Source organism: Citrobacter arsenatis (assembly GCF_004353845.1).
Lineage (GTDB): Bacteria > Pseudomonadota > Gammaproteobacteria > Enterobacterales > Enterobacteriaceae > Citrobacter > Citrobacter arsenatis.
In genome coordinates, this window is the sequence record NZ_CP037864.1 from 4,464,200 (window position 1) to 4,490,543 (window position 26,344).

At 51.3% G+C, this 26,344-nt stretch carries 23 protein-coding genes, 2 pseudogenes and 1 riboswitch; of the genes and pseudogenes, 13 read left to right on the plus strand and 12 right to left on the minus strand.

From position 1 onward, the window contains the following. Positions 1-34 precede the first annotated feature (34 nt). Genes E1B03_RS22430 through E1B03_RS22440 form a run of 3 tightly spaced genes read right to left on the minus strand, consistent with a single transcriptional unit; the run spans position 35 to position 4,348 of the window. A complete protein-coding gene (locus tag E1B03_RS22430; protein WP_133086953.1) occupies positions 35-1,225 on the minus strand; it encodes a glycoside hydrolase family 88 protein in 1,191 nt (396 codons plus the stop codon). 23 nt (positions 1,226-1,248) lie between these two features. Then, positions 1,249-2,517, minus strand: coding sequence for an oligosaccharide MFS transporter (locus tag E1B03_RS22435; RefSeq protein ID WP_103769735.1), 1,269 nt, complete (start codon positions 2,515-2,517; stop codon positions 1,249-1,251). A 10-nt stretch (positions 2,518-2,527) separates the two neighbouring features. Next, entirely contained in the window at positions 2,528-4,348 is a 1,821-nt protein-coding gene (locus E1B03_RS22440; protein ID WP_133086954.1) for a DUF2264 domain-containing protein, read from the minus strand. 165 nt (positions 4,349-4,513) lie between these two features. On the opposite strand from E1B03_RS22440, the gene E1B03_RS22445 reads away from it, so the two are divergent. Continuing rightward, positions 4,514-5,371: a helix-turn-helix transcriptional regulator gene (locus E1B03_RS22445; RefSeq protein WP_133086955.1), complete on the plus strand. Its 858-nt coding sequence runs from the start codon at positions 4,514-4,516 to the stop codon at positions 5,369-5,371. 652 nt (positions 5,372-6,023) lie between these two features. Here the strand turns inward: E1B03_RS22445 and parE are convergent. The 5 genes from parE to nudF are packed head-to-tail and all read right to left on the minus strand — an operon-like array spanning position 6,024 to position 10,429. Next, positions 6,024-7,916 carry a DNA topoisomerase IV subunit B gene (parE, locus tag E1B03_RS22450; RefSeq protein ID WP_133086956.1) on the minus strand — a complete coding sequence of 631 codons (1,893 nt, stop codon included), beginning with the start codon at positions 7,914-7,916 and terminating at the stop codon, positions 6,024-6,026. Between the two features lie 28 nt (positions 7,917-7,944). Next, positions 7,945-8,526, minus strand: a complete 582-nt coding sequence (gene yqiA, locus E1B03_RS22455) for an esterase YqiA (protein ID WP_103769740.1) — start codon at positions 8,524-8,526, stop codon at positions 7,945-7,947. Beyond that, on the minus strand, positions 8,526-9,353 hold the full coding sequence (cpdA, locus tag E1B03_RS22460) for a 3',5'-cyclic-AMP phosphodiesterase (protein WP_103769741.1): 828 nt from the start codon (positions 9,351-9,353) through the stop codon (positions 8,526-8,528). Before cpdA ends, yqiA begins: the two co-directional genes overlap by 1 nt. A 24-nt stretch (positions 9,354-9,377) precedes the next feature. Continuing rightward, positions 9,378-9,800: a DUF1249 family protein gene (locus tag E1B03_RS22465; RefSeq protein WP_003024582.1), complete on the minus strand. Its 423-nt coding sequence runs from the start codon at positions 9,798-9,800 to the stop codon at positions 9,378-9,380. Then, positions 9,797-10,429, minus strand: a complete 633-nt coding sequence (gene nudF, locus E1B03_RS22470) for an ADP-ribose diphosphatase (RefSeq protein WP_103769742.1) — start codon at positions 10,427-10,429, stop codon at positions 9,797-9,799. The genes E1B03_RS22465 and nudF overlap by 4 nt, the downstream gene beginning before the upstream one ends. A 199-nt stretch (positions 10,430-10,628) precedes the next feature. Here nudF and tolC point away from each other — a divergent pair, with 199 nt between their 5' ends. The 3 genes from tolC (at position 10,629) to E1B03_RS22485 (ending at position 14,098) form a co-directional block, all read left to right on the plus strand. Beyond that, the gene (tolC, locus tag E1B03_RS22475) at positions 10,629-12,107 is read left to right on the plus strand and encodes an outer membrane channel protein TolC (protein WP_133086957.1); all 1,479 of its coding nucleotides are present in this window, start codon (positions 10,629-10,631) and stop codon (positions 12,105-12,107) included. Between the two features lie 147 nt (positions 12,108-12,254). Then, on the plus strand, positions 12,255-12,932 hold the full coding sequence (locus E1B03_RS22480) for a DUF1190 family protein (protein ID WP_016154521.1): 678 nt from the start codon (positions 12,255-12,257) through the stop codon (positions 12,930-12,932). 5 nt (positions 12,933-12,937) lie between these two features. Then, positions 12,938-14,098, plus strand: a complete 1,161-nt coding sequence (locus E1B03_RS22485; protein WP_103769745.1) for a glutathionylspermidine synthase family protein — start codon at positions 12,938-12,940, stop codon at positions 14,096-14,098. A gap of 84 nt (positions 14,099-14,182) precedes the next feature. Here E1B03_RS22485 and ygiD read toward each other — a convergent pair whose 3' ends face one another. After that, positions 14,183-14,971 (minus strand): 4,5-DOPA-extradiol-dioxygenase, encoded by a 789-nt coding sequence (gene ygiD / locus E1B03_RS22490; RefSeq protein WP_103769746.1) that lies wholly within the window; start codon positions 14,969-14,971, stop codon positions 14,183-14,185. Between the two features lie 147 nt (positions 14,972-15,118). Here ygiD and zupT point away from each other — a divergent pair, with 147 nt between their 5' ends. Next, positions 15,119-15,892, plus strand: coding sequence for a zinc transporter ZupT (gene zupT / locus E1B03_RS22495; protein WP_133086958.1), 774 nt, complete (start codon positions 15,119-15,121; stop codon positions 15,890-15,892). Between the two features lie 65 nt (positions 15,893-15,957). Here zupT and E1B03_RS26270 read toward each other — a convergent pair whose 3' ends face one another. Beyond that, positions 15,958-16,134, minus strand: a complete 177-nt coding sequence (locus tag E1B03_RS26270) for a hypothetical protein (protein ID WP_103769747.1) — start codon at positions 16,132-16,134, stop codon at positions 15,958-15,960. A 540-nt stretch (positions 16,135-16,674) separates the two neighbouring features. Between E1B03_RS26270 and E1B03_RS26540 the strand changes: the two are divergent. From E1B03_RS26540 to E1B03_RS22520, 5 genes and pseudogenes are all read left to right on the plus strand, one after another. Next, a pseudogene (locus E1B03_RS26540) lies at positions 16,675-16,874 on the plus strand (hypothetical protein); the annotation flags it as partial. Positions 16,875-17,271: 397 nt separating this feature from the next. Next, positions 17,272-17,835, plus strand: a complete 564-nt coding sequence (locus E1B03_RS22505) for a fimbrial protein (RefSeq protein WP_103769748.1) — start codon at positions 17,272-17,274, stop codon at positions 17,833-17,835. A gap of 67 nt (positions 17,836-17,902) precedes the next feature. After that, a complete protein-coding gene (locus tag E1B03_RS22510; RefSeq protein ID WP_133086959.1) occupies positions 17,903-20,227 on the plus strand; it encodes a fimbria/pilus outer membrane usher protein in 2,325 nt (774 codons plus the stop codon). A gap of 9 nt (positions 20,228-20,236) precedes the next feature. Further along, on the plus strand, positions 20,237-20,968 hold the full coding sequence (locus E1B03_RS22515) for a fimbrial biogenesis chaperone (RefSeq protein ID WP_103769749.1): 732 nt from the start codon (positions 20,237-20,239) through the stop codon (positions 20,966-20,968). After that, positions 20,965-22,038 (plus strand): annotated as a pseudogene (locus E1B03_RS22520) (type 1 fimbrial protein). Before E1B03_RS22515 ends, E1B03_RS22520 begins: the two are co-directional and overlap by 4 nt. A gap of 60 nt (positions 22,039-22,098) precedes the next feature. On the opposite strand, the gene ribB reads toward E1B03_RS22520, so the two are convergent. Beyond that, positions 22,099-22,752 (minus strand): 3,4-dihydroxy-2-butanone-4-phosphate synthase, encoded by a 654-nt coding sequence (gene ribB, locus E1B03_RS22525; protein WP_103769751.1) that lies wholly within the window; start codon positions 22,750-22,752, stop codon positions 22,099-22,101. A 106-nt stretch (positions 22,753-22,858) separates the two neighbouring features. After that, positions 22,859-23,008: riboswitch (FMN riboswitch) on the minus strand. A gap of 132 nt (positions 23,009-23,140) precedes the next feature. Between ribB and ubiK the strand changes: the two genes are divergently transcribed. After that, a complete protein-coding gene (gene ubiK, locus E1B03_RS22530; protein ID WP_133086960.1) occupies positions 23,141-23,437 on the plus strand; it encodes a ubiquinone biosynthesis accessory factor UbiK in 297 nt (98 codons plus the stop codon). Between the two features lie 33 nt (positions 23,438-23,470). Here ubiK and glgS read toward each other — a convergent pair whose 3' ends face one another. Beyond that, the gene (gene glgS / locus E1B03_RS22535) at positions 23,471-23,677 is read right to left on the minus strand and encodes a cell surface composition regulator GlgS (protein ID WP_103769752.1); all 207 of its coding nucleotides are present in this window, start codon (positions 23,675-23,677) and stop codon (positions 23,471-23,473) included. A gap of 260 nt (positions 23,678-23,937) precedes the next feature. On the opposite strand from glgS, the gene E1B03_RS22540 reads away from it, so the two are divergent. Then, the gene (locus tag E1B03_RS22540; protein WP_103769753.1) at positions 23,938-24,567 is read left to right on the plus strand and encodes an OB-fold-containig protein; all 630 of its coding nucleotides are present in this window, start codon (positions 23,938-23,940) and stop codon (positions 24,565-24,567) included. Positions 24,568-24,590: 23 nt separating this feature from the next. After that, positions 24,591-26,258, plus strand: coding sequence for a flotillin family protein (locus E1B03_RS22545; protein WP_103769754.1), 1,668 nt, complete (start codon positions 24,591-24,593; stop codon positions 26,256-26,258). Positions 26,259-26,344 lie beyond the last annotated feature (86 nt).

Consider the following 26,344-nt stretch of genomic DNA (forward strand, 5'->3'; position numbering starts at 1 on the left):
CAGGCCCGGTAAGCGCAGCGCTACCGGGCACTCCTTACCAGTACAGCTTCCAGCTCTGAGTAAAGCGCATTAACGCTTCAACGTAGAAGTAATCCCCCCAGCTTGCACACTCATCGACCCCTTTGTTGCTCGACAGGTGATACACCGAGTGTTTCAGTAGCCCGTTTCCCTGCTCATCTTTGCCCATCAGATAGTGCCTGGTCAGCGAAGACATGATCCCCATCGCCCACTGCTGATAGCGCTCGCGATCCGGATCGGTCACCGGCAGGTGTTTAATCAGCTCCAGCAGACCGCAGACCGCAATCGCTGCCGAAGACGAATCGCGCAGCGCATCGGTGCCGACTAATGCCAGATCCCAATGGCACACGGCATCTTCCGGCAGACGATTAATAAAGTAGTTGGCCAGCTTTTTCGACAACTGCACCATCTGGTTATCACCGGTGTAGATATAGCTCAGCAGAAAACCATAAATTCCCCACGCCTGCCCACGCGACCAACAAGAATCATCGGCATAGCCTTGCTGCGTATTACCGTAACGCGGATCGCCGGTTTGCACGTCCATATAGTAGGTGTGGAAGGTCGACGCATCCTGGCGGATCAGATATTTTGCTGCCTGCGCAACGTGCGCTTTGGCGGCATTCGCAAAACGCGGATCGCCCGTTTGCTCGCTCGCCCAGTACAGCAGCGGTAGATTCATATTGCAGTCGATGATCATCCGTCCGGCCTGCTCGGGATCGCGAAGATCGCCCCACGCCTGGATGATCTGCGCCTTTTCATGAAAGCGCTCCAACAGTGCTTCTGCCGCCATCAGGGAAAACCCTCGCGCATCGCGATTGCCCGTCAATCTCCAGGCCGCTACGCAGGAAAGCGTATAGAGAAATCCGAGGTCGTGGGTGTTGGTATCGTGACGTTTGGCAATACGCAGGCCAAACGAACGCACATGCTTCTCCGCCATCTCACGAAATTTGGTTTCACCAGTCATTTCCCACGCCAGCCATAATTGCCCGGTCCAGAAGCTGGTCGTCCATTCCACATTCTCTGTCAGCGGGTAATAACCATGCACACAGGTTTCGGCAGGAAATTGTTCACCGAATTCCGTTAAATGACGGCTAATCAATTCGAGGACATGTTCCCGGGCGCTACTCATTTGATCCTGAAAGCTGCCGGGATTAACCGGGCTGCCAGGAAATGCGCGCAACGATTCCTCAGCGATATGATTTAACATATTTCGGTTCCTTATTACGTAAATTATTTTGCAGGATTATTTTCAGCAATATCGAGAGCAATATTATTGCGACGTTTACTCTGACAGGCTGATAAGGTAAATGCTGATATCAATGTAAAGATCAGCGCCACAATACCCATAATGATATATGTCTTCTCAAAACCGATCCGGTCATACATTAATCCAGCGGGTGATGAAACCACCACATTACCGACATACAGCATGGCCTGATAACCCAGTAAATACATGGTCGCATTTACCCGTTTATCAAAATGCTCGGCAATATATTTAAAGACGGAAACCAGTAATAAACAGATTTCCAGACCGTATAGTGGTTTCAGCACAGAAATAAGCAGGTGAGAGTCGCACAGGCCAGAGATAACCAATCGTGCGCCCACCAGCGCCCCGACAATCAGCAGACCACGCTTCGCACCAACGTAATTAACGAATAACGGAATGACCATGTACATGACAAATTCCATTCCCGACTGCACGGTCCCCAGGTAACCAAAGACGGCGTTTCCTTCCTGCACATCCGAGAAGAATGTGACGAAGTAGCGGGAAAACTGCTGCTCAGCGATGAACATCATCCACGCCACGCCCGCAACGTACAGGCAGAATGCCCAGAATTTGCGATTTCGCAGCAGAGCGTACACATCCGCCGGGGCGATTTTCTCTTTGGTTAACACCTCCGAGGCGTTGGCCGCATTGACATTGACTTTCAGACTCAGCAGAACAACCAGCATCACCAACGACGCCACGCTGCCGAGTATAAAGTTGTAGGCCGGAGAGAGGTTAAACAGCAGGCCCGAGAACGACGACGCCACCGCCCAGCCAAGTGACCCCCACATGCGGATCTGCCCAAACTCCATGCCGTTCAGGCGGCTGTAGCGATCGGAATAGGATTCACAGGCAGCGACCCCGGCGTACCATGCAAAGCTTAAGTAAATCGCGCCAACGATAATACCCAACATAGTATTCGACAGTAATAATGGCTGATAGACATAAATAAAAAAGGGTGCCATTAACGCAGACATCACCACGACAAAATAGAGTAGATATTTACTCATCCCTATTTTATCGAGAATATAGCCATAAATAGGTTTCAGAATAACCGAAAAGATACCATTTACGGCAAATACGGTGCCGATCACCGTACCGCTCAACTGCGCTTTTTGCCCTAACCAGATAGCCAGCAGACCAATACTTGCGGACCACGTAAAGAAATAGAGGAATATAAAGCTACTTATTTTATAATATTCAGTCCGATTTCCCGTTGAACTATTTTTCATACCATCCTCGCTATAAAAAGAACGACAACTGGCGTGCACTTTCAGGCTGCTGAATAACAACCTGGCTATTGTTGATAGAAAGCTGCGGAACAGCGGCGTAGCGTCTCTGCTGCCCGCTGGCGCTCACGGCGCAGCAAAGCCAGCTTTCGCCCGGCGGGATTTCGTTGGTAAGCACAGGGATCGAGGCGCATTCAGGGAACATGATGCTGCTGTTTGGCGATGTGACCACGCTGTCAGGCTGACGAAGTATGGATGGCGACAGATCTACGATAACGCTGGTTCCATTACGTGCCGCAATGAGACAGCCGCGCTCGCGTAGCTGAGGCTCGGCTTTCATTACCGCAAATCCTCCTTCCACCGTTTGCAGCGTTCGTGCGCTGTGAATACGGTGCAAACGAAGATGCCACTCACCAAATGGGACCAGCCAGGTATCAAGGGTGATGTCATGCCAGGGAGACCAACGGGACCAGATAAAATTCTCATCAACCCGAACGTCATCACACTGACGACGACCACGATAGTAGCCATCACCATCTGCCAACAGCAGCATAGAGTCACAAGCCGCATGTTTGATGCCGTAACGGCCACGCTCAATGGTGAAACCGAAACAGCTGGAGTAGGCAAACTTAGTGTATTTGGCCTCGGTATTGACGTAGTTATTCAGTTCCAGCTGGCCTGAGGTCAGCATCGTGACATGTTCAGAATGCTCACTGTGCTGCATGATCTGCGCGGCATGCGCAATCACCCGTTTTTCGTCAAGTGCGGGTAAGACCTGCTCTTCAGCCTGCCAGAAGGGATGCTTCTCGGGCAGAGCGAGGATCAAAAAGACCTTCAGTGCCCAGTAGGGCGATCCCGGCGAGTTGTAATCTTCGCACATCGCCAGGTTCGGGTAGGCAAACCCCAGCGTCAAAATTCCATCGCGATCGAAAATTGGCTGCTTCTGCCACCAACGCAGGTGACGCAGGATCACGCCTTTTATGATGCCAGGCGAAAAGACATCCAGTTCAGCAAACGCCACTGCGCTCCAGAACGCAACCATGGCAAAGCGGTAGGTCAGGCTACGGCCAAACGGTACCGATGCGCCGTCAGCTGCGGACAGATAAATGAAATCTTCGGCAAACAGGCGCGAGCGCTCACGCAGAGTGGCGGCGCGATCGGCGTCATCGGGGCTAAGGGTGGCATATAACAGGCCATAAAAGTGGAATGCCATTGAGATGTAGTAATCTTTCGGACGCCCGGGACCATCAGAATACCAGCCGTCACCGAGATAGTAGGCTTCCATCAGCTCAAAACGGCGATCGATAGCAGCCTGATCATAAGGCAGACCCGCCCGCTTGAAGCCAAGCTGAACGATAATCGCAAAGTAGTTCCAGTTGCTGTCCGGCATTTGCGCGTCGGTTATCTGATTTAGCCAGCGGTGCAGATTTTCACGTTCGCGCAGGGAGAAGCAGTCCGTCAGTTGCGTCTGTAACAATGCCAGACCCAGACCATATGCCGCCATCTCGACCAGGCGCTGATCGTACGGGCCGGTATCCCCCCAGTAGTGTGGACTTTGCGGGTCGGTGCCAAGTTTTATCGCCTGAATGTATTTTTCGGCATACGGCGCATCAGCCCCGCCCGCCATCAGCGGAAACAGTCCCCACAGCGCCCGGGAAAGTCCTTCCATACAGGCGATATCCACGCTGTAGTGAGCGCAGGTATTGCCAAGTGAAAACTGAGCTTGTCCCGCCGGAAACTGCTGATCCAGCGCACGTAAAATGGCGTTAACAGCGCACGTTACGTCTTCGCGTGATGACAATGGATTTGATTTTTCTTCAGTTGTTGACCACATACTCTGCCCCTCTGAATTAAGTGGCTAAAGAATAGTGAATCGCAGAGCAGCAGAAATGTTACGTCAATCACACCACCGGCATTAAAGTAAAACAGTGATTGAGGAAATTTAAAAATAGGGTTTATAAATTACTATTCGGCGGCAAAAATTTAAATTTATTGCACTATGACCTTATCCTCACAGCAAGAACATCTGGAGCTGATTGCACTTAATGATGCGATTGCGTCGTTCAGCCGTTTATTCGCCAATACGGTGCGTTACCACCACTGGCATCAGTGTCTGGAAGTGTTGTATGTGGAAGAAGGCTTTGGCGTGGTCACGGTTGACCATAAGCAGTTCACCATGCGACCGGGACGGATGTTCTTTTTTCCGCCGTTTACCCTACACAAGATATGGGTCGACGAGCAGGCGCGGGATGGTTATCGGCGTACCATTATTCATCTCGATCAACATGCGGTGCTGAAGGTGCTACGCGACTTTCCGCACACTCAGCAGCACCTGCAAAATCTGAGCGTACGCGGCAGCGAAGCATGGGTCGTCGACGCGGCGGATATCCACACCCATGTTGATTTTCTTTTCAGCCGTTATGAAAAAATGGCTGCACAGAAGCCGCTGAATACTGAGCAGGTTGCCTGTCTGTTAGTTAATTTATTCAGCCTGTTACCCGAAGATAATGGCAATATGCCAGAAATTAGCAGTGGAATTGCCAGTCAGGTAATGTTCTGGCTGGATGAGCATTACACCCACAAATTTAGTCTGGCGGCGCTGGCACAGGAGCTGGGCAAATCAAAAAGCTATGTTTCCCGCCGCTTCCAGATGGAAACGGGCGAGAGCATTCTCGACTATCTCAATACTCTACGCCTGCGTAAAGCCTGTGAAGCGCTGTTACACAGTGAAATCAGCGTGCGGGAGGTTGCGCAAAAGGTGGGATTTTCAGAGGTAACGTACTTTATCAGCGCCTTCGGCAGAGGCATTGGCGAGACGCCGCTGCAGTATCGCAAGCGGCATAAAAATAACCCGTAGGCCCGATAAGCGTAGCGCCATCGGGCAAGAACGCATCGCCGGATGGCGGCGTGAACGCCTTATCCGGCCTACAAATAGCGCTCCCGTAGGCACGATAAGCGCAACGCCATCGGGCAAGAACGCATCGCCGGATGGCGGCGTAAACGCCTTATCCGGCCTACAAATAGCGCTCCCGTAGGCACGATAAGCGCAGCGCCATCGGGCAAGAACGCATCGCTGGATGGTGGCGTGAACGCCTTATCCGGCCTACAAATAGCGCTCCCGTAGGCACGATAAGCGCAACGCCATCGGGCAAGAACGCATCGCCGGATGGCGGCGTGAACGCCTTATCCGGCCTACAAATAGCGCTCCTGTAGGCACGGTAAGCACAGCGCCATCGGGAAAGAACGCATCGCCGGATGGCGGCGTGAACGCCTTATCCGGCCTACAAATAGCGCTCCCGTAGGCACGATAAGCGCAGCGCCATCGGGCAAGAACGCATCGCCGGATGGCGGCGTAAACGCCTTATCCGGCCTACAAATAGCGCTCCCGTAGGCACGATAAGCGCAGCGCCATCGGGCAAGAACGCATCGCCGGATGGCGGCGTGAACGCCTTATCCGGCCTACAAATAGCGCTCCCGTAGGCACGATAAGCGCAGCGCCATCGGGCGTATTACCCTTCGAGATCCGCCAGGTCGCCTTTCTCCTGCAACCAGTTACGGCGATCTTCAGAACGCTTCTTGGCCAGCAGCATATCCATCATTGCGTTGGTACGCTGATCGTCGTCATCATCAATGATCAACTGCACCAGGCGACGGGTGTTCGGATCCAGCGTGGTTTCACGCAGCTGCATCGGGTTCATTTCGCCCAGACCTTTAAAGCGCTGCACGTTCGGCTTGCCTTTCTTGCGTTTTAGCTGCTCCAGTACGCCCGCTTTCTCTTCTTCCGTCAGTGCGTAATACACCTCTTTACCGAGGTCGATACGGTATAACGGCGGTAATGCCACGTAGACGTGACCGTGTTTCACCAGCGTGCGGAAGTGTTTCACAAACAGTGCGCACAGCAGCGTAGCAATGTGCAAACCATCGGAGTCCGCATCCGCCAGAATACAGATCTTGCCGTAGCGTAGCTGGCTCAGATCGTCGCTGTCCGGATCGATGCCGATCGCCACCGAAATATCGTGAACTTCCTGCGAGGCCAGCACTTCATCGGAAGAAACTTCCCAAGTATTAAGGATCTTACCTTTGAGCGGCATGATCGCCTGATATTCACGATCGCGCGCCTGTTTGGCCGATCCGCCCGCCGAGTCACCTTCGACAAGGAACAGTTCGGTGCGATTAAGATCCTGTGCGGTACAGTCCGCCAGTTTCCCCGGCAGCGCCGGACCGCTGGTCAGCTTTTTACGCACCACTTTTTTCGCTGCACGCAAACGACGTTGGGCGCTGGAAATCGCCATCTCAGCCAGCAGTTCAGCCGACTGCACGTTCTGGTTCAGCCACAGGCTGAAAGCATCTTTCACTACGCCAGAGACAAATGCCGCACACTGACGCGAAGAGAGGCGTTCTTTGGTTTGCCCGGCAAACTGCGGATCCTGCATTTTTACAGACAGCACGTAAGCACAGCGATCCCAGATATCTTCCGCCGACAGCTTCACGCCGCGCGGCAGGATATTGCGGTATTCACAGAACTCACGCATCGCATCCAGCAGCCCCTGACGCAAGCCGTTAACGTGCGTACCGCCCTGCATGGTTGGGATCAGGTTCACATAACTTTCGGTCAGCAGCTCGCCGCCTTCCGGCAGCCAGAGCAGCGCCCAGTCCACGGTTTCCGTCTCACCGCTGAAATTACCGATAAACGGTTTTTCCGGCAGCGTCGGCAGGCCATTCACCGCTTCGCTCAGATAGTCATTCAGACCATCCTGATAGCACCAGCGCTGTTCGCTGTTGTTGACCTCATCCTTAAAAGTGATCTCAACGCCCGGACACAGTACCGCTTTGGCTTTCAGTACGTGCGTTAAGCGCGAAACGGAAAAACGCGGGCTGTCAAAGAAGCTTTCATCCGGCCAGAAGTGCACGCTGGTTCCGGTATTGCGTTTACCGCAGGTACCGACAACCTGTAAATCCTGCACCTTATCGCCGTTCTCAAACGCGATGTTGTACACCTGCCCGTCGCGGCGCACGTTCACTTCCACACGCTTTGACAGGGCGTTGACCACGGAGATCCCCACCCCATGCAGACCACCGGAGAACTGGTAGTTCTTGTTGGAGAACTTGCCACCCGCATGCAGACGACAGAGGATCAGTTCAACCGCCGGAACGCCCTCTTCAGGGTGAATGTCTACCGGCATGCCGCGGCCATCATCAATGACTTCCAGAGACTGGTCGGCATGCAAGATCACGTCCACGCGTTTCGCGTGGCCCGCCAGTGCTTCATCCACACTGTTATCAATCACTTCCTGTCCAAGATGGTTCGGACGGGTGGTATCGGTGTACATCCCCGGGCGACGGCGTACCGGCTCAAGCCCAGTGAGTACCTCAATGGCATCAGCGTTATAAGTTTGCGTCATGGTTTAAATAAGCAATTCGAATTGATCGTCAGAAACTGTGCAGTCCAAGGAAATCGACAATCGGGTTGAAATAATCTTCGAAGCCCGTGAATGCGTGGTTTCCGCCCTCAATAACTGTCTGGCGGCAGGAGGCGTAATACGCCACCGCCTGGCGGTAGTCCAACACTTCATCGCCCGTTTGTTGAAGCAGCCAGATCAAATCCGGCGCTTCCAGCGGGTCAATCTGCATGACTTTAAGATCGTAAATATGGCGTGACTCTAGCACATATTGCTGCCCGGTGTAGGGGTTCTCGTTTTGACCGAGATAATCGACCAGCAGTTCATAAGGTCGGACAGCAGGATTCACCACCACCGCGGGTAGCATAAAACATTGTGACAGCCAGGTGGCGTAATAGCCCCCCAATGACGAACCAACAATGCCCAGCGACTCTCCGCCATGTTCAAGAACGATCGACTCCAGCATCTCTGCGGCCTGGGCTGGATACGGCGGCAGTTGCGGTACGATCATCTCAACGTGCGGATGGTGCTCCGCCAGCCAGTTTTTCAGCAAACACGCCTTCGCCGAGCGAGGAGAGCTGTTAAATCCGTGAAGATAGAGAAGCGTAGACATCAGTAGCCTTCTGAAGCGGTATCAGGGTGGAACCGATTACCCTGCAGACGACGTACCTGAGTCTGCAACGTCCCGTCAGCAAAAAGCTCCAGCGTCCGCCAGCCGGGGCTGATGGTATCTAACGTGAAGTTGGAACAGTGCGGCTTAAACTGCACGCAGGTCGACGGCGTCGCCAGCAAGCGGCGACCGTTCCAGTCCAGATCCAGTTCCTGATGAATATGCCCGCACAGCAGATACTTCACGCGCGGATAGTTCACCAGCACGTTATCCAGCTCTGCGGCATTTCGCAAGCTATGCTGATCGAGCCAGCTGCAGCCCGCAGGCAAAGGATGATGATGCAGAAGCAGCAAGGTATTGCGCTCAGGCGCATCGGCAAGTTTACGTTCCAGCCACTCGAGCTGAAATTCGCTTAATTCACCGTGGGGAACGCCAAACACCTGGCTGTCCAGCAACAAGATTTGCCACTGTTCGCCAATGAAGATGCGTTTAGCAGGGGAAATTCCCGCGTCCTGCAGCGCGCTGTACATTGCCGGCTGAAAATCATGGTTGCCCGGTAGCCAAACGCAGGGCGCACGAAAACTTGCGATGCCCTCAGCAAAATGCTGATAAGCCGCAGCGGATTGATCCTGCGCCAAATCCCCCGTCGCAACGATCAGATCGTATTCAGGCGACTCTGCATGTATTGCATCCAGTACGGATTGATAGCTATCCCAGGTGTTCACACCCAGTAGCGTTTCATGCTTTTCGGCAAACAGGTGAGTATCAGTAATTTGTAAGATCCTGACTCTGGCCTCACCAGCCAAAGGAAGGGTTAACAGGCTTTCCAAATGGTGTCCTTAGGTTTCACGACGCTAATAAACCGGAATCGCCATCGCTCCATGTGCTAAACAGTACCGTAACCAGTCGGCCAGAAACTGATTAATTTGATGCTTTTCGTCGCGTTGATGCAACTTTTTATTTGGATAATCATACCGCGCTTTGAAGCGAAAGATCTGCTGACTCGAACACACTTCAGCCACCCTTGCGTCATGATACAGACGCACGGTCAATGACGGCAGGCTCCAGTAAGTGACTGCCGGGGCCGTTTGTTCGATCGCGACAAGCGTAGTGTATCGGGTCGATTCAACGATCGTTAACCGATATTGTGCGTTTGCTACCTGATAGCTCACTGTTTCACCGGCTGCATCATTACGCGGCAGCAGGCGGCGCAATTGCGAATAGTTGGTTTCGCACAGGCGCATCATTTCAGGGAAGTCAGGTGTGTAACGCTTCATTTTTTCCACTCAGTTTTTAACTCTTGATAGTGCAGCTGCAACCATTGCAAGGCGATGACAGAAGCCGCGTTGTCGATTATCCCCTCTTCTACCCATTGGTAAGCCTGCTCCCGGCTTACCACATGAACACGAATATCTTCGTTTTCATCAGCCAGACCGTGGATCCCGCTCGCGGTCGTGGCGTCCACTTCGCCAACTAAAATAGACAGGCGCTCACTGGTGCCGCCAGGGCTTGCCAGGTAGCTCAGAACGGGCTTCGTGCGTTTCACTTCCAGCCCGGCCTCCTCCATTGCTTCACGTCGGGCGACATCCTCAACGGTTTCGCCCTCTTCGATCATTCCGGCCACCATCTCCAGTAACCACGGGCTTTCGCTGGTATCAAACGCCGCGATACGGATCTGCTCGACCAATACAACTTCGTCCCGCTCAGGGTCAAAGGGTAGCAAGACTGCCGCGTGTCCGCGCTCAAAAATTTCGCGCTTTACTTCACCGCTCATGCCGCCGTTAAACAGGCGATGGCGGAACCGATAAAGATCCAGTGAAAAAAAACCGCGGTATAGCGTTTCTCGTGCAATAATTTCTACATCATTTTTAGTGAAAGTCATTGGCAAGTTGTCTGGTTTACGCATTGTGCTGTCCTGAAACCAATAGTGATTAAAATGTGAATTTCAAGGTCGTTTGACTGATGTTTGAACGCCCTTGTGTTAAATTGATGCAAATTAACGCCGTATGGCACGTAACGCCAACTTTTTGATGTGGCGGATTCTGCTAGAATCAGCAAATATTTTTACAATTTGATCAGCGCTAAATACTGCTTCACAACAAGGAATGCAAATGAAGAAATTGCTCCCCATCCTTATCGGCCTGAGCCTGTCGGGGTTCAGTACTCTGAGCCAGGCAGAAAACCTGATGCAGGTTTATCAGCAAGCACGCCTGAGCAACCCGGAATTGCGTAAATCCGCCGCCGATCGCGATGCTGCATTCGAGAAAATTAACGAAGCGCGTAGTCCATTACTGCCGCAATTGGGTTTAGGTGCCGATTACACCTACAGCAATGGCTACCGTGATGCAAATGGCGTCAACTCCAACGCAACCAGCGCGTCATTACAATTGACTCAGACGCTGTTCGACATGTCTAAATGGCGTGCCCTGACGCTGCAAGAAAAATCAGCGGGCATCCAGGACGTGACGTATCAGACCGACCAGCAAACGCTGATCCTGAATACCGCTACGGCCTATTTTAACGTACTGAACGCAATTGACGTGCTTTCTTACACCCAGGCACAGAAAGATGCGGTCTATCGTCAGTTAGATCAGACCACTCAGCGTTTTAACGTTGGCCTGGTTGCCATCACTGACGTACAGAACGCCCGTTCACAATACGATACCGTACTGGCGAACGAAGTGACTGCGCGTAACAATCTGGACAACGCGGTAGAGCAACTGCGTCAGGTAACAGGTAACTACTACCCGGAACTGGCTTCGCTGAACGTTGATGGCTTCAAAACCAACAAACCGCAGGCGGTGAACGCGCTGTTGAAAGAAGCGGAAAACCGCAACCTGTCATTATTACAGGCGCGTTTAAGCCAGGATCTGGCGCGTGAGCAAATTCGTCTGGCACAGGACGGTCATTTACCGACTCTGGACCTGACCGCCTCTACCGGCGTTTCTGACACCTCCTACAGCGGCTCCAAAACCAACACCTCCCAATATGACGACAGTAACATGGGCCAGAACAAAATTGGTCTGAGCTTCTCGCTGCCGCTGTACCAGGGCGGAATGGTTAACTCGCAGGTGAAACAAGCGCAGTACAACTTTGTTGGCGCGAGTGAACAACTGGAAAGCGCGCACCGCAGCGTGGTGCAGACCGTTCGTTCTTCCTTCAACAACATTAATGCGTCTATCAGTAGCATTAATGCGTACAAACAAGCGGTTGTCTCTGCCCAAAGCTCCTTGGATGCGATGGAAGCCGGTTATTCCGTAGGTACACGTACCATCGTGGATGTGTTGGATGCCACCACCACGCTGTACAACGCCAAGCAGCAACTGGCGAATGCGCGTTACACCTACCTTATCAACCAGCTAAACGTCAAATCTGCGCTCGGTACGCTGAACGAGCAGGATCTGGTGGCGCTGAACAACACGCTGGGTAAACCGATCCCGACTTCTCCGGATAGCGTGGCACCGCAAAATCCGCAGCAAGACGCCGCGGTGAATGACTTTAACAGCACTGGCAATATGCCTGCGGCTCAGCCAACGGCGGCACGTTCAACCAGCAGCAACGGCAACAACCCGTTCCGTAACTGATGCTGATGACGGGGCTTCGGCCCCGTCTGAACGTAAGACAACGTAAAGATCCACCCCTTCTTCCGCATTCTCGCCTCTTCCCGCTTCAATTTCGACCAGTCATCCTCTATTCTGAGCAGAGTTACCACTGGGTCCTGGAAGACATAAATGAAACGGACAAAATCTATACATCACGCCTCGTTCCGCAAAAGCTGGAGCGCGCGCCACCTGACTCCTGTCGCTCTGGCAGTTACCGCTGTGTTTATGCTCGCGGGCTGTGAAAAGAGTGACGAAACGGTTTCGCTTTATCAGAACGCGGACGACTGCTCTGCAGCTAATCCGGGTAAAAGCGCCGAATGTACCACCGCGTTTAACAATGCGCTGAAAGAAGCTGAACGCACCGCGCCAAAATACGCCACTCGCGAAGACTGTATCGCTGAATTTGGCGAAGGCCAGTGCCAGCAGGCACCTGCACAGGCAGGTATGGCACCGACCGGTGAAGGTCAGGCTCAGGCGCAGAATCAAAGCAGCGGCAGCTTCTGGATGCCGCTGATGGCAGGCTACATGATGGGCCGCATGATGGGTGGCGGTATGGGCGCTCAGCAACCGCTGTTCAGCTCGAAAAATCCGGCCAGCCCGGCATACGGCAAATACACTGATGCAGGCGGCAAAAACTACGGTGCCGCCACGCCGGGTCGTACCATGACCGTACCGAAAACCGCCATGGCGCCAAAACCTGCCACCACCTCGACCGTAACCCGCGGTGGATTTGGCGAGTCTGTGGCTAAACAGAGCACCATGCAGCGTAGCGCAAGCGGTACCACCACGCGTTCAATGGGCGGCTGATCGTCATGGAAAGAGTCAGTATTGTTGAGCGCCCGGACTGGCGCGATAAAGCCACCGAATACGGTTTCAACTTTCACACGATGTACGGCGAGCCGTACTGGTGTGAAGACGCGTACTATAAGCTCACGCTTGCTCAGGTAGAAAAGCTGGAAGAAGTCACCGCAGAGCTGCATCAAATGTGCCTCAAAGTGGTGGAGCGAGTCATTGCCAGCGATGAACTGATGACGAAGTTTCGCATTCCGAAGCATACCTGGGGCTTTGTCCGCCAGTCCTGGCAGACACAGCAACCGTCACTCTATTCGCGTCTCGATCTGGCGTGGGATGGTACGGGTGAGCCTAAGCTTTTAGAAAACAACGCCGATACGCCAACCTCGCTGTACGAAGCTGCATTCTTCCAATGGATTTGGCTGGAAGATCAGCTCAATGCAGGCAATCTGCCGGAAGGCAGCGATCAGTTCAACAGTCTGCAGGAAAAACTGATCGAGCGTTTCACAGAGCTGCGTGAGCAGTATGGTTTCCAGCTGCTACATCTGACCTGCTGTCGCGATACGGTGGAAGATCGCGGTACGATCCAGTATCTGCAGGATTGCGCTGCTGAAGCTGAAATCGCCACTGAATTCCTCTATGTCGAAGACATCGGCCTTGGTGAAAAAGGTCAGTTCACGGATATGCAGGATCAGGTCATTGCTAACCTGTTCAAGCTGTATCCGTGGGAATTCATGCTGCGTGAAATGTTCTCCACCAAGCTGGAAGACGCCGGTGTTCGCTGGCTGGAACCGGCCTGGAAGAGCATTATCTCCAACAAAGCGTTGTTACCGTTGTTGTGGGAGATGTTCCCGGATCATCCTAACCTGCTGCCTGCGTATTTCGCTGAAGATGACTATCCGCAGATGGAAAAATTCGTCGTTAAACCGATCTTCTCGCGTGAAGGTGCTAACGTTTCCATTATCGAAAACGGTAAAACCATCGAATCCGTGGAAGGGCCGTACGGTGAAGAGGGTATGATCGTACAGCAGTTCCATCAGCTACCGAAGTTTGGCGACAGCTATATGCTGATCGGCAGCTGGCTGATCAACGATCAACCAGCGGGTATCGGTATTCGCGAAGATCGCGCGTTGATCACACAAGATCTCTCACGTTTCTATCCGCATATTTTTGTCGAATAATCGTTGTGCCGGATGGCGACTCCGCTTTGCCCGGCCTACGGCATGAACCGTAGGCCCGATAAGCGCAGCGCCATCGGGCATTAATTACCCTACCTGCACCGACAGCATACTCAAACTGCCCATCTCAATACCGTCAACCGGGATCGTCACCGGTTCCTTACCGTCCCATGCGCCCAAAACATACAGCAGCGGCAGATAGTGATCCGGCGTCGGGTTCGACAACGATCCACCTTCATGATCGAGATAGTTCACCAGTGGGTGCTGTTCAACCGGTCCCTGCCATGTCAGGTTTGCCTTAACATATTCGTTGAATGAGGTTGCCCACGGGTATGGCGTGTTCTCACCATGCCAGCGCGCGGTACGCAGGTTATGCACCACGTTACCACTGGCCACCAGCATAATGCCCTCATCACGCAGCGCTGCCAGCTTGCGCCCCATCTCAAAATGCCAGGCCGCAGGTTTAGTGCTGTCAATGCTCAACTGCACCATCGGAATATCCGCATTCGGGTACATCTTGATCAGCACGCCCCACGAACCGTGGTCAAAGCCCCACGCCTCTTTGTCTAAAGTAACCGGCACCGGAGCCAGCAAATCAACCAGATGCTGTGCCAGTTCAGGTGAACCGGGAGCCGGGTAATGGGTGTCATATAATGCCTGCGGAAAACCGCCAAAATCGTGGATCGTTTTCGGTGTTTCCATAGCCGTCACACCGGTACCACGAGTGAACCAATGCGCCGAAACCACCACGATGGCTTTCGGGCGCGGCAACGTTTCCCCCAGTTGCTGCCAGGCGCGGGTATAAACGTTATCTTCCAGAACATTCATCGGGCTACCGTGGCCCAAAAACAATGCTGGCATACGAGTTGAAGACATGATGATATCCTTACTGAGGGAGTCATTTTGATACCACTACAATACGCTTATTCGGTTGATGAAGAACTCAGATAACCATGATGAAGATCATCAGTTATTTTGACGATCCAACCCGGACAGCAGATTGATAAGGAGTTTTATTTGTCGATGTCAGTACCTTTACTTCTGACTTTACTGGCAGGTGCCGCAACGTTCATCGGCGCATTTCTCGGCGTGTTAGGGCAAAAGCCCTCCAACCGCGTTCTTGCCTTTTCTTTAGGCTTCGCCGCCGGAATTATGTTACTGATCTCCCTGATGGAGATGCTCCCAGCCGCGCTGGCTGCTGAAGGCATGTCGCCAATACTGGGCTACGGAATGTTTATCGTTGGCCTGCTGGGCTATTTTGGTCTGGATCGTCTATTGCCGCACGCGCACCCTCAGGATCTGGTGCAAAAAACAACGCAACCGCTTCCCGGCTCCATTAAACGTACCGCGATTTTATTAACGCTCGGCATTAGCCTGCACAACTTTCCGGAAGGGATTGCGACGTTTGTTACCGCCAGCAGCAACCTCGAGCTGGGCTTTGGTATTGCCCTTGCCGTCGCATTACACAATATTCCTGAAGGATTAGCCGTTGCGGGCCCAGTCTATGCCGCAACGGGATCCAAACGTACGGCGATATTCTGGGCCGGGATCTCGGGCATGGCGGAAATTCTGGGTGGCGTACTGGCGTGGTTAATTCTGGGGAGTCTCATCTCGCCTGTAGTGATGGCGGCAATAATGGCGGCAGTCGCGGGTATTATGGTGGCGCTATCCGTCGATGAGCTGATGCCGTTGGCAAAAGAGATCGACCCGAATAATAATCCCAGCTATGGGGTTCTTTGTGGAATGTCGGTGATGGGGTTAAGTCTCGTCATCCTCCAGTCCATGGGTATAGGATAATCCTGAGGGCGGATGCCACCCTGCGAATTTACAGCATCCGCTCATCCATAGCAGAACGTGAAAGGCTATTCCTGTTCCTTAATCGCGCTGTTATCTTCGCCAGCACGACGGAAGAGTTTGTTTCGCGCCTCGAGTAAAGCATCTCTGTCTTGCCGGAAGGCCCGACAATAACGCTTCATATGGCAATAATAACCCACTGCAACGAGTGCAATTAATACAATCCAATACCAGGCAATAAACATTCTTTTACCCTTAAAATTTAACATCATTAAACATTTAACGTTAAAATTTCACACAACCTTATTCTGACATACTCCTATAGTGGCATATCCCAGAAACAAATATATGATTTCGATCATATAAAGCAGCGGCTACGCCAATAGCCGACGGTGTTATAAAAATATATCCTCAAGAAAGGGTACACATACTATTAAAAATACATAAAAAGATGAGAGCATAAAAATAATACACTCCATCAAATTTAATACCTCTGCGATGAAATTAGCTTCACCTATGTCATTTTATTTTATCTACATTATAAGATTGAAAAATTGGCTATACTTATAACATCGGTAAAAAAATCCTTTCCGTATATCATGAATACCTGCAGTGGTCTTTATCAATATTTCGCTAATCCGGTTAACATTGATGATAAAGAAAATGATAAGACTATGCTTAAAGATAATATACGCGAACAACTCGCCTGCAACCAGATTATTGCAGCCGATAAATCTGGTTGTGTTATTGACGTATGGGAGCTAACAAAAATTCTCGACACAACCGTGATGCTCAGCGGTAAGCAAAAGTGGTTTCTTTTTGTACCCGCATTCAGTTGCCTGGTATCTGATCCCGCCGTGGCATTTTATGAACATGCCTGCTGGCCTTTGGCTTGTGTTTAGTGCTATTGATTATGGCCACACAGAGCATGGAAACTTACCAAAGCCAAATAAACTGCAGAGTAAACCAAGGCAGAGGTCTGTAATCAGACTTCTACTTTTCTCACAATAGCTATACATTTCAACTGTTAGTATTCCTTCGAATTCAATACATTCCACACACACATAATACCAACATCAATAATAAATTTTTAATATTGATGTATTCTTAATTTAAGAAGAATACCGAATCCAGCTCACAGTTTTAAAAAAATGCCTTTCTGACCTTAAGTACAAGAAAACATAATAAATCATATACATTCTGATTTCTAATACCAAAACAAATACAACAAATAAATTTATATTTATTTGATTGATAGCGCGTCAAATTCTGAATTCAGTGCGAACACGAGAATCTTGGGAAAATCTGATGATATAATTTTTTAAAAGGTCTAAAACCTTAACTTGTATATCAAGGATATTTTCACCACTAAAGGAATGTATATGAAATCAGCAAATAAGGCGCTGTTAGCTCTGGCCATCACCGCATTAACCTCCAGCTATGCCTTGGCCGATGTTGACGGCGGCAGCGGCAAAATCACCTTCACCGGTACTATTATCAACGCCCCATGCGCTATTCAACCTGAAGATATTGATAAGCAGGTCCAACTGGGTGAAGTGCCGGCCTCTTACATTAATGTTAATGGGCATTCTGATGCAGTAGATTCCAGCCTGCATTTAATCAACTGTGACCTGCCAAACTCAGACAATGGCAGCGGCGTAGCCGTAAGCAAAGTCGATGTCACCTTTAATAGTGACAGCGTTACAACGGAAGATCCCAACCTGTTAAGCAATACCTTCGCCAGCGGCGCGCAGAACGTTGGCGTACGTTTGCTGGATAAAACGAGTACCAATATTACTCTGGGTACCGCAAAGACCATTGATTTAAGTGCAGGTTCTGCGACCCAAATTCTTCCCTTTATGGCCTACATGCAAAAAATTGGCGCAACGGATGTCACCGTGGGCGCAGTCGCCGCAACGGCAACCTACAGACTCACCTATAAGTAAGCACGTAATGGTGGCCGGATGGCCACCATCTAACACTTGCATCGACTGGGTATAGGTAAGGATTGCCATGAATACCTGCAAGATTGTGGCCTGTGGATGTGGGCTGCTGTTGTCATTTTCCGCTCAGGCTGTTGAATTCAACCTGAACGTACTGGATAAATCCATGCGTAACAGTGTGGATCTCTCTTTGCTGAAAGAAGATTCTGCCATAGCCCCCGGAAGCTATTTTGTTACCGTCGCCGTAAATAAAAATCAAATCTCTTCAGGCCGTCAGCTAAGCTGGGAAAAACAGGGGGAAAGCGTTGCCGTCTGTATTCCAGCAGACCTCGCCGGGCAACTGGGATTGAAAGAGAAGATTTTAAGTTCGCTGTCAGCACAGCACGAGTGCGTCGATTTCACTGAATACACCGATATCACCTTTACCTTAGATATGGCGAATCAGCGTCTGGATATCAGCATTCCCCAGTCTCTATTGGCATGGAAATCAGAAAGCTGGATGCCGCCCTCAACCTGGGATCACGGCGTGAACGGTCTGCTGTTTGACTACAACCTATTTGCCAGCACCTATCGCCCCAACGCAGGTGGAAGTACAGAAAACCTTAATTCCTATGGCACTGCGGGCCTCAACATGGGCGCATGGCGCTTGCGTAGCGATTATCAGATCAGCCAAAACCGCAGTGACGAAAGCACCGAAACAACGCGGAGTATTTCGCGCACATATCTTTTTCGTCCTCTCCCTTCGCTGGGCGCCAAACTCACTCTGGGGGAGACCGATTTAAGCTCCAATATCTTCGATGGTTTTTCCTATAATGGCGCAGCTATGGCGAGCGACGACCGTATGCTGCCGTGGGAGTTACGTGGCTATGCTCCGCAAATCAGCGGTATCGCGCAAACCAATGCCACCGTCACCATTAGCCACTCAGGTCGCGTGATTTATCAAACAAAAGTAGCCCCAGGTCCCTTTGTCATTGCCGATCTCAATCAATCGGTACAGGGAACGCTGGACGTAAAAATCACCGAAGAAGATGGTCGAACGAACACGTTTCAGGTTTCAGCCGCCTCCACGCCCTTTCTGACCCGTGAAGGACAGGTCCGTTATAAAATCGCGGCGGGACGTGCCCGCCCGGACATCTCGCATCATGTGATTGATGATACCTTCGTCAGCGGCGAAGCTTCATGGGGCATGTTATCCAATACCTCGCTGTATGGCGGGATCCTTGCGGCAGGCAGCGATTACCGCTCTGCGGCGTTAGGAATTGGTCAGAACATGCTGTGGCTGGGAGCTGTTTCCTTTGACGTTACGCACTCCAGCAGTACGTTCGATGACGGCCATGAAGAAAGCGGTCTCAGCTATCGACTGAACTACAGTAAACGCTTTGATGCAACCAACAGTCAGGTTTCACTCGCCGCATATCGTTTCTCCGAACGTGAATTTCATAGCTATGCCAACTTTATCGCCCATCAATTCAATAATGCGAGCACTCAGGACGAAAAGCAGACCGTAAGCATCTCTTTCAACCAGCCGATTGATCCGCTGCGGATGAACCTGTACGTCAGCGCACTGCGCCAGCAATGGTGGGATGGCGACAGTTCCACGACCGCGTCGGTGACCGCCGGGTTCAATTTCGATCTCGGTGACTGGAAAGGCTTATCACTCTCGACATCCTTCAGTACAACGCACTACGAAGAAAATGATAACGACAAGCAGGTTTACGTTTCGCTCTCCGTCCCCTTTGACTTTGGTCGACGGTTGAATTACGACATGCGTAATAGCAGTAACACCACCAACACACTTTCGTGGAATGACTCCTCCGATCCACTCAACACCTGGGGCGTATCAGCAGGAACCGCGACTGACAGACCAAACAACGGCGCACAGTTCAGAGGTAATTACCAACATACTACCCCCTCAGGAGAACTGCAGTTCTCCGGAAGCTACGCCTCCAGTGACTACACCTCAGCCAGCGCCAGCTGGAACGGCTCAATGACCGCGACGGGCAACGGCATCGCGTTACATCGCCTCAGCTTTGGCAATGAACCCCGAGTTATGGTCGGGGCCGACGGCGTTACCGTTGATGAAACGATTACCCGTCAGACCTGGACCGAAGGCGCCATTGGCTTTAAATCGCTGATATCACGCTCAGGCAAAAATATTACCGTCGCCATCAGAATGGAAAATGGCGACTTCCCACCACTCGGCGCGATCGTACGTCAAATGGAAAGCAACGCAGAAGTAGGAATGGTCAGCGAAGATGGTCATGCCTGGCTTGGCGGTGTCGACAGTGGACAGCAGTTTACGGTGATGTGGGGTGACAAACAGACTTGCACCATCACTTTGCCGGACGCGCTGGATATCTCCACCCAGCACCTGATTTTACCTTGTCATTATTAAGGATGAAAAATGGCACTATTCAAAGGATTACCAATTGCATTACTCGCCTTATCGCTCACCAGTCAGGCGGCAATTCAGCCTGACAGAACGCGGATAATCTTCAACGGCAACGATAAGGCCAGCAGTCTGAAAATTGAAAACCAGAGCAAGCAGTTACCTTATCTGGCTTACTCGTGGATTGAAGACGAAAAAGGTAATAAGGATGACTCTTTTTTAGTCGCCTTGCCCCCAATACAGCGGTTAAATCCTGGGGCAATTTCGCAGGTGAGAATTGTCAAGCAAGATAAAGCACGGACGCTTCCTCAGGATCGGGAATCACTGTTTTATTTTAACGTCCGGGAAATTCCGCCAGCACCGGAAAATAAAGGCAACAACGCCATCGTGCAGATGGCGCTGCAATCCCAGTTAAAATTATTCTGGCGTCCGGCGGCTTTAAAGAAAAAGCCCGGCGTTGATGTTGAACTTCAACTCAACGTTAGCCAGCAGGCAAACACTCTGTTGGTCAATAACCCTACTGCCTACTACATTACGCTGGCCTTTTTTGGCAAAGATAGCAAAAGTCAGCTATCGGGATTTAGCAGTAAGATGATCGCCCCTTTTACTTCTACTACATTAAATGCGGGAAGTTATAACGGAAATACATTCGCGCTAGGGTATATGGATGATTATGGCGGACTGCGCATGCTGAACGTGAAATGCCATGGTCAGTGCGACCTTATCGTACCGGAGGCTAGAAAATGATCCGGACGCTACGGTCATTTCTGCTATTAATATTCATCGCGCTCCCTTTTCGTTCAGCACTGGCGGTGCACTGTTATCTGGGGGCCTCGGGTGGGCCCGTTGAAGGCTATGCCGCTATAGAGCCGTTTGCGGTACCTAATAACGCTAAACCTGGTGATAAAATCTGGGAAAGCAATGACATAAAAATACCCGTTTACTGCGATAACGCTGTGTCCAATAGTGGGTATAGCGGTGAAAACGCCTATGCCTGGGTTAATCCTTATTCTTCAGTCAATGATACCTACTACCAGCTAGGCGTCACTTATGAAGGCGTTGATTATGACGCCACGCAGGGTGCGGTCAGTATTGATACTCACCAGTGTATTGATAATCAGAAACTGAAGATCTATACCCCAGCGCAAATCAGAGCCAGCGGTTGGGAGCACTACCTTTGCTCAGGTAATGCGGACGATACACATTTTTCGTGAACCTTTGTTGCCCGCATGCGCCTATACGTAAAAGTGATTTCGATGCCCCCCCACGACTACACCAGTAGTATCGGTGATTATATTCTGGTGCAATTTGATGGTGTTGGCGGAATTAACGTCAGCCCGGACGCCTCGAATCTGAAATATCATGTCACCGGCTTAGATCAAATTCGCGTGCTGGACTGTAGCGTGAAATTCAATATTTTCCCGGAGAATCAGACTATTGATTTTGGTACCTTCAATAACATGGAGATTAACGCCAAAACGCTGACAAAAACGTTCTCGATTAAAACAAGCAAGAATCTGGATTCTGACAGTGGATGTACCGATAAGTTTAAGGTTTCATCATCATTCTATACCACAGAGGAATTGGCAGAGAATGATACATCCCTGAGAATCGGCAATGGTTTGCAATTAAAAATACGCAATACCGAAGATAATACGCTCTCAACCTATAACGCATACTCTGAGTATGCTGAATATGATACAGAGTTATTGACCAGAGAGAAAAATTATCAGGCAGAGTTAAGTCAGGTTACTGGTGACACCGTGCAGATCGGCCCCTTCGAAACGGTGGTATTATTTAAAATTAACTACAACTAAGCGCAAAAAAGCCGATGACGTTGCATCGGCTTTTTGCTGTTTCAGCCGTTCGTCTTGCGATTAGCTGGCTTTACGCTCATGCGCCTGACGGTAAGCGACCAGGTCTTCGATAGTAACCACCGCCATATTATGCTTGCCGGCAAATTCGATGCACTCCGGCGCACGCGCCATGGTGCCATCGTCATTGGTCAGTTCGCACAGCACACCGGCTGGTTTGAACCCTGCCAGCGTCATCAGGTCGATGGTTGCTTCGGTATGACCACCGCGAGTCAACACGCCGCCTGCCTGAGCACGCAGCGGGAAAACGTGCCCCGGACGGTTAAGATCGGAAGGTTTAGCGCCATCCTTAACTGCAGCGCGTACCGTAGTAACACGGTCCGCAGCGGAAACGCCGGTGGTCACGCCTTCTGCGGCTTCAATGGTCACGGTAAAACCGGTACCGTAAGCGCTGGTGTTGTTTTCCACCATCATTGGCAGATCGAGCTGTTTGCGTCGGTCTTCAGTGATGCACAGGCAAACAATACCGCTGCCGTGACGGATGGTCAGCGCCATCTGTTCAACGGTCATGGTCTCTGCCGGGAAAACCATATCGCCTTCGTTTTCACGATCTTCGTCGTCAAGCACCATCACACCGCGTCCTTCACGCAGCGCAGACAGCGCATGTTCAACACGTTCGAAAGGCGTACCAAAAGAGGAAAGTAGCGTCTGATTCATGGTAAAAAAACCTCACTAAAATTATGGTTACCAGAATCAGGGCAGTCTTAGGAGTACCGTCTAAGCGGCAAAAAAATAACGTGAGCGGGTCCATGCCCGACTGGATCGTTACTCTCTCCCATCCGGACTCTAACCGTCGGCCCCGGAATTACACCGGATCTGCTGACCTTTTTGCCGTAACAAAAAGCGCTCGCGGGCTTTCAACATTCGTTGATTTACCGCCGGTGGGGAATTTCGCCCCGCCCTGAGAATAAGCGGGTTAACTATAACGCTATTGATTACCTTCATCAACGCCTTTGCTCGTCTTAGCTTCACACAATTCTGGTTTATGCCTGTGCCAGTTCGCACTACAATAGGCAACAACACGTACCAGTTCAGGGAAACCACAATGATTGACCCGAAAAAAATTGAGCAGATTGCTCGTCAGGTTCACGAGTCGATGCCGAAAGGGATCCGCGAGTTTGGCGAAGACGTCGAAAAGAAAATTCGTCAAACGCTGCAGTCACAACTGACCCGTCTGGATCTGGTAAGCCGTGAAGAGTTTGATGTACAGACTCAGGTTTTGCTGCGTACCCGTGAAAAGCTGGCGCTGCTTGAGCAACGACTGACTGAGCTGGAATCGCGTGAAAAAACGGCAGAAGTTAAGCCTGCCCCCGCGATCCCGCCAGTAGACACGCAAGAGTAAAAACGAAAACGGGCCGCAAGGCCCGTTTTTCTGTTAGTGTTCCAGTTCTAGCTTCCTGGCCTCCGTCGCCTGCTGGCAGTACAGCGCATAGCGTTTGCAAAACCAGCTACGGTGTTCTTCATCCATGTTCCCAGTTATCGCCTGGATATCAACGGGATGGCCCTCAGCCTGCATCCTGGCAAAACTGCGGGCCAGGAAATCGAAATTGTTCATTGAATACATAGTGCTGTTCATGAGCATACCCTCCAGTTATTGAATATCTGCTAAGGCCATATGCTTTTTCTAATTTCAGTATTTCCCTGGATAAGAAGTTATTCTGTACATATTGTGCGCAAAACACCCGCCTGCTTCACAGTTTCCTACGAAATCTAAGAGGGGGATGAGCCCCTTTTCGGATTTAAGACCAGGATAACGCATGTTATTGTAACGTCATGTAAAAGTAAGAGGTAAAACCATTACTTTTGACACTGACAGGGAACGCAGTAACAGGAGGAAAATACTTGGTTCTATTTGCGGATTATAACGACCCCTACCTGTTTGCTATTTCGTTTGTACTGCTGATTGGCCTACTGGAAATCATCTCGCTTATTTGCGGCCATTTCCTTTCAGGCGCGCTTGATGCTCACCTTGAACACTACGATGCCCTGACTTCCGGCAATATCGGTCAGGCGCTGCACTATCTCAATATTGGGCGGATCCCGGCGCTGATCGTGCTGTGCTTACTCGCAGGTTTCTTTGGACTCTTCGGAATTCTTCTTCAGCATGGTTGGGTCACGCTCTGGCAGACACCGCTCAGCAACCTGCTGCTCGCGCCAGTGAGCTTCATTCTTGCGGTCTTCGCCGTACATTACAGCGGAAAAATCATCGCCCCGTGGCTGCCGCGGGATGAAACCACCGCCCTCGCTGAAGATGAGTTTATCGGCAGCATGGCAATTATTACCGGGCATTCTGCAAGTGCCGGAACGCCCTGCGAAGGCAAATTTACCGACAAGTTCGGACAGACCCACTATGTGCTGCTGGAGCCTGAAGCAGGAAAAGAATTCAAAAAAGGAGACAAGGTACTGATTATCTGCCGACTCTCCGCAACGCGTTACCTGGCCGAGCTAAACCCCTGGCCGACTGTTTTATAATTTTACACAGAGGGATCTCATAAATGGATGATGTTTTTGGCATGTTACCTTCATGGATGTTTACCGCCATTATCGCGGTGGTCGTCTTAGTAATTATCGGGATTATTTTTGCCCGCCTGTATCGTCGTGCGTCTGCTGAACAGGCGTTTGTACGTACCGGCCTTGGCGGGCAAAAAGTGGTGATGAGCGGCGGCGCAATTGTCATGCCTATCTTCCACGAAATTATTCCTATCAACATGAACACCCTCAAACTTGAGGTGAGCCGTTCAACTGTCGACAGTCTCATCACCAAAGATCGTATGCGTGTAGATGTCGTCGTCGCCTTTTTCGTGCGTGTAAAACCGTCTGTTGAAGGGATTGCTACCGCCGCACAGACGCTGGGACAGCGGACGCTGTCACCAGAAGATTTACGTGTGCTCATTGAAGATAAGTTTGTCGATGCCCTGCGTGCCACTGCGTCGCAGATGACTATGCACGAACTACAGGATACGCGCGAAAACTTCGTTCAGGGCGTACAAAACACCGTCGCGGAAGATCTGTCCAAAAACGGCCTGGAGCTGGAAAGTGTTTCACTCACCAACTTTAACCAGACCGAAAAAGTCCATTTCAACCCCAACAACGCCTTTGATGCCGAGGGTCTGACCAAACTGACCCAGGAAACGGAACGTCGTCGTCGCGAACGTAACGAAGTTGAGCAGGACGTAGAAGTTGCCGTTCGTGAGAAAAACCGTGATGCGCTATCGCGCAAGCTGGAGATCGAGCAACAGGAAGCCTTCATGACGCTCGAGCAGGAGCAGCAGGTGAAAACCCGCACGGCCGAGCAAAACGCCAAAATTGCCGCCTTTGAAGCCGAGCGCCACCGTGAAGCTGAACAGACGCGTATCCTTGCCGAACGCCAGATTCAGGAAACAGAAATCGAGCGCGAGCAGGCGGTGCGTTCAAGAAAAGTCGAGGCCGAGCGTGAAGTTCGCATCAAAGAGATCGAACAGCAGCAGGCAACAGAGATCGCCAACCAGACCAAGTCCATCGCCATTGCCGCCAAGTCCGAACAGCAGTCTCAGGCTGAAGCACGCGCTAACGATGCCCTGGCCGATGCCGTTCGCGCCCAGCAGAACGTAGAAACCACTCGCCAAACCGCAGAAGCTGATCGTGCCAAACAGGTGGCGTTGATTGCCGCCGCGCAGGATGCGGAAACCCAGGCCGTTGAGCTGACCGTGCGCGCGAAAGCGGAGAAAGAAGCGGCAGAATTGCAGGCGGCAGCGATTGTTGAACTGGCCGAAGCTACGCGGAAAAAAGGTCTGGCGGAAGCAGAAGCACAACGCGCGCTGAACGATGCCATCAACGTGCTTTCCGATGAACAGACCAGCCTGAAATTTAAGCTGGCTCTGCTGCAGTCTCTGCCAGCGGTTATTGAGAAATCCGTTGAGCCAATGAAGTCTATCGATGGGATCAAAATCATTCAGGTTGATGGTCTCAATCGCGGCGGCGCAGTCGGTGAAGTGAGCGCAGGTAACGTAAACGGAGGGAATCTCGCAGAGCAGGCATTATCCGCAGCCCTTACCTATCGTACACAAGCGCCGCTGATTGACTCGCTGTTAAATGAAATTGGCTTGTCCGGCGGTTCGCTTCAGGCCCTGGCCGAGCCGCTGAAAAACAGTCCACAGCCTGTTGAGAAAACGACTGAAGAGTAAGAAACAGAAATGCCGGATGGCAACGCTTACGCGTTTTATCCGGCCTACGAGGTTGTAGGCCGGATAAGGTGTTTACACCACCATCC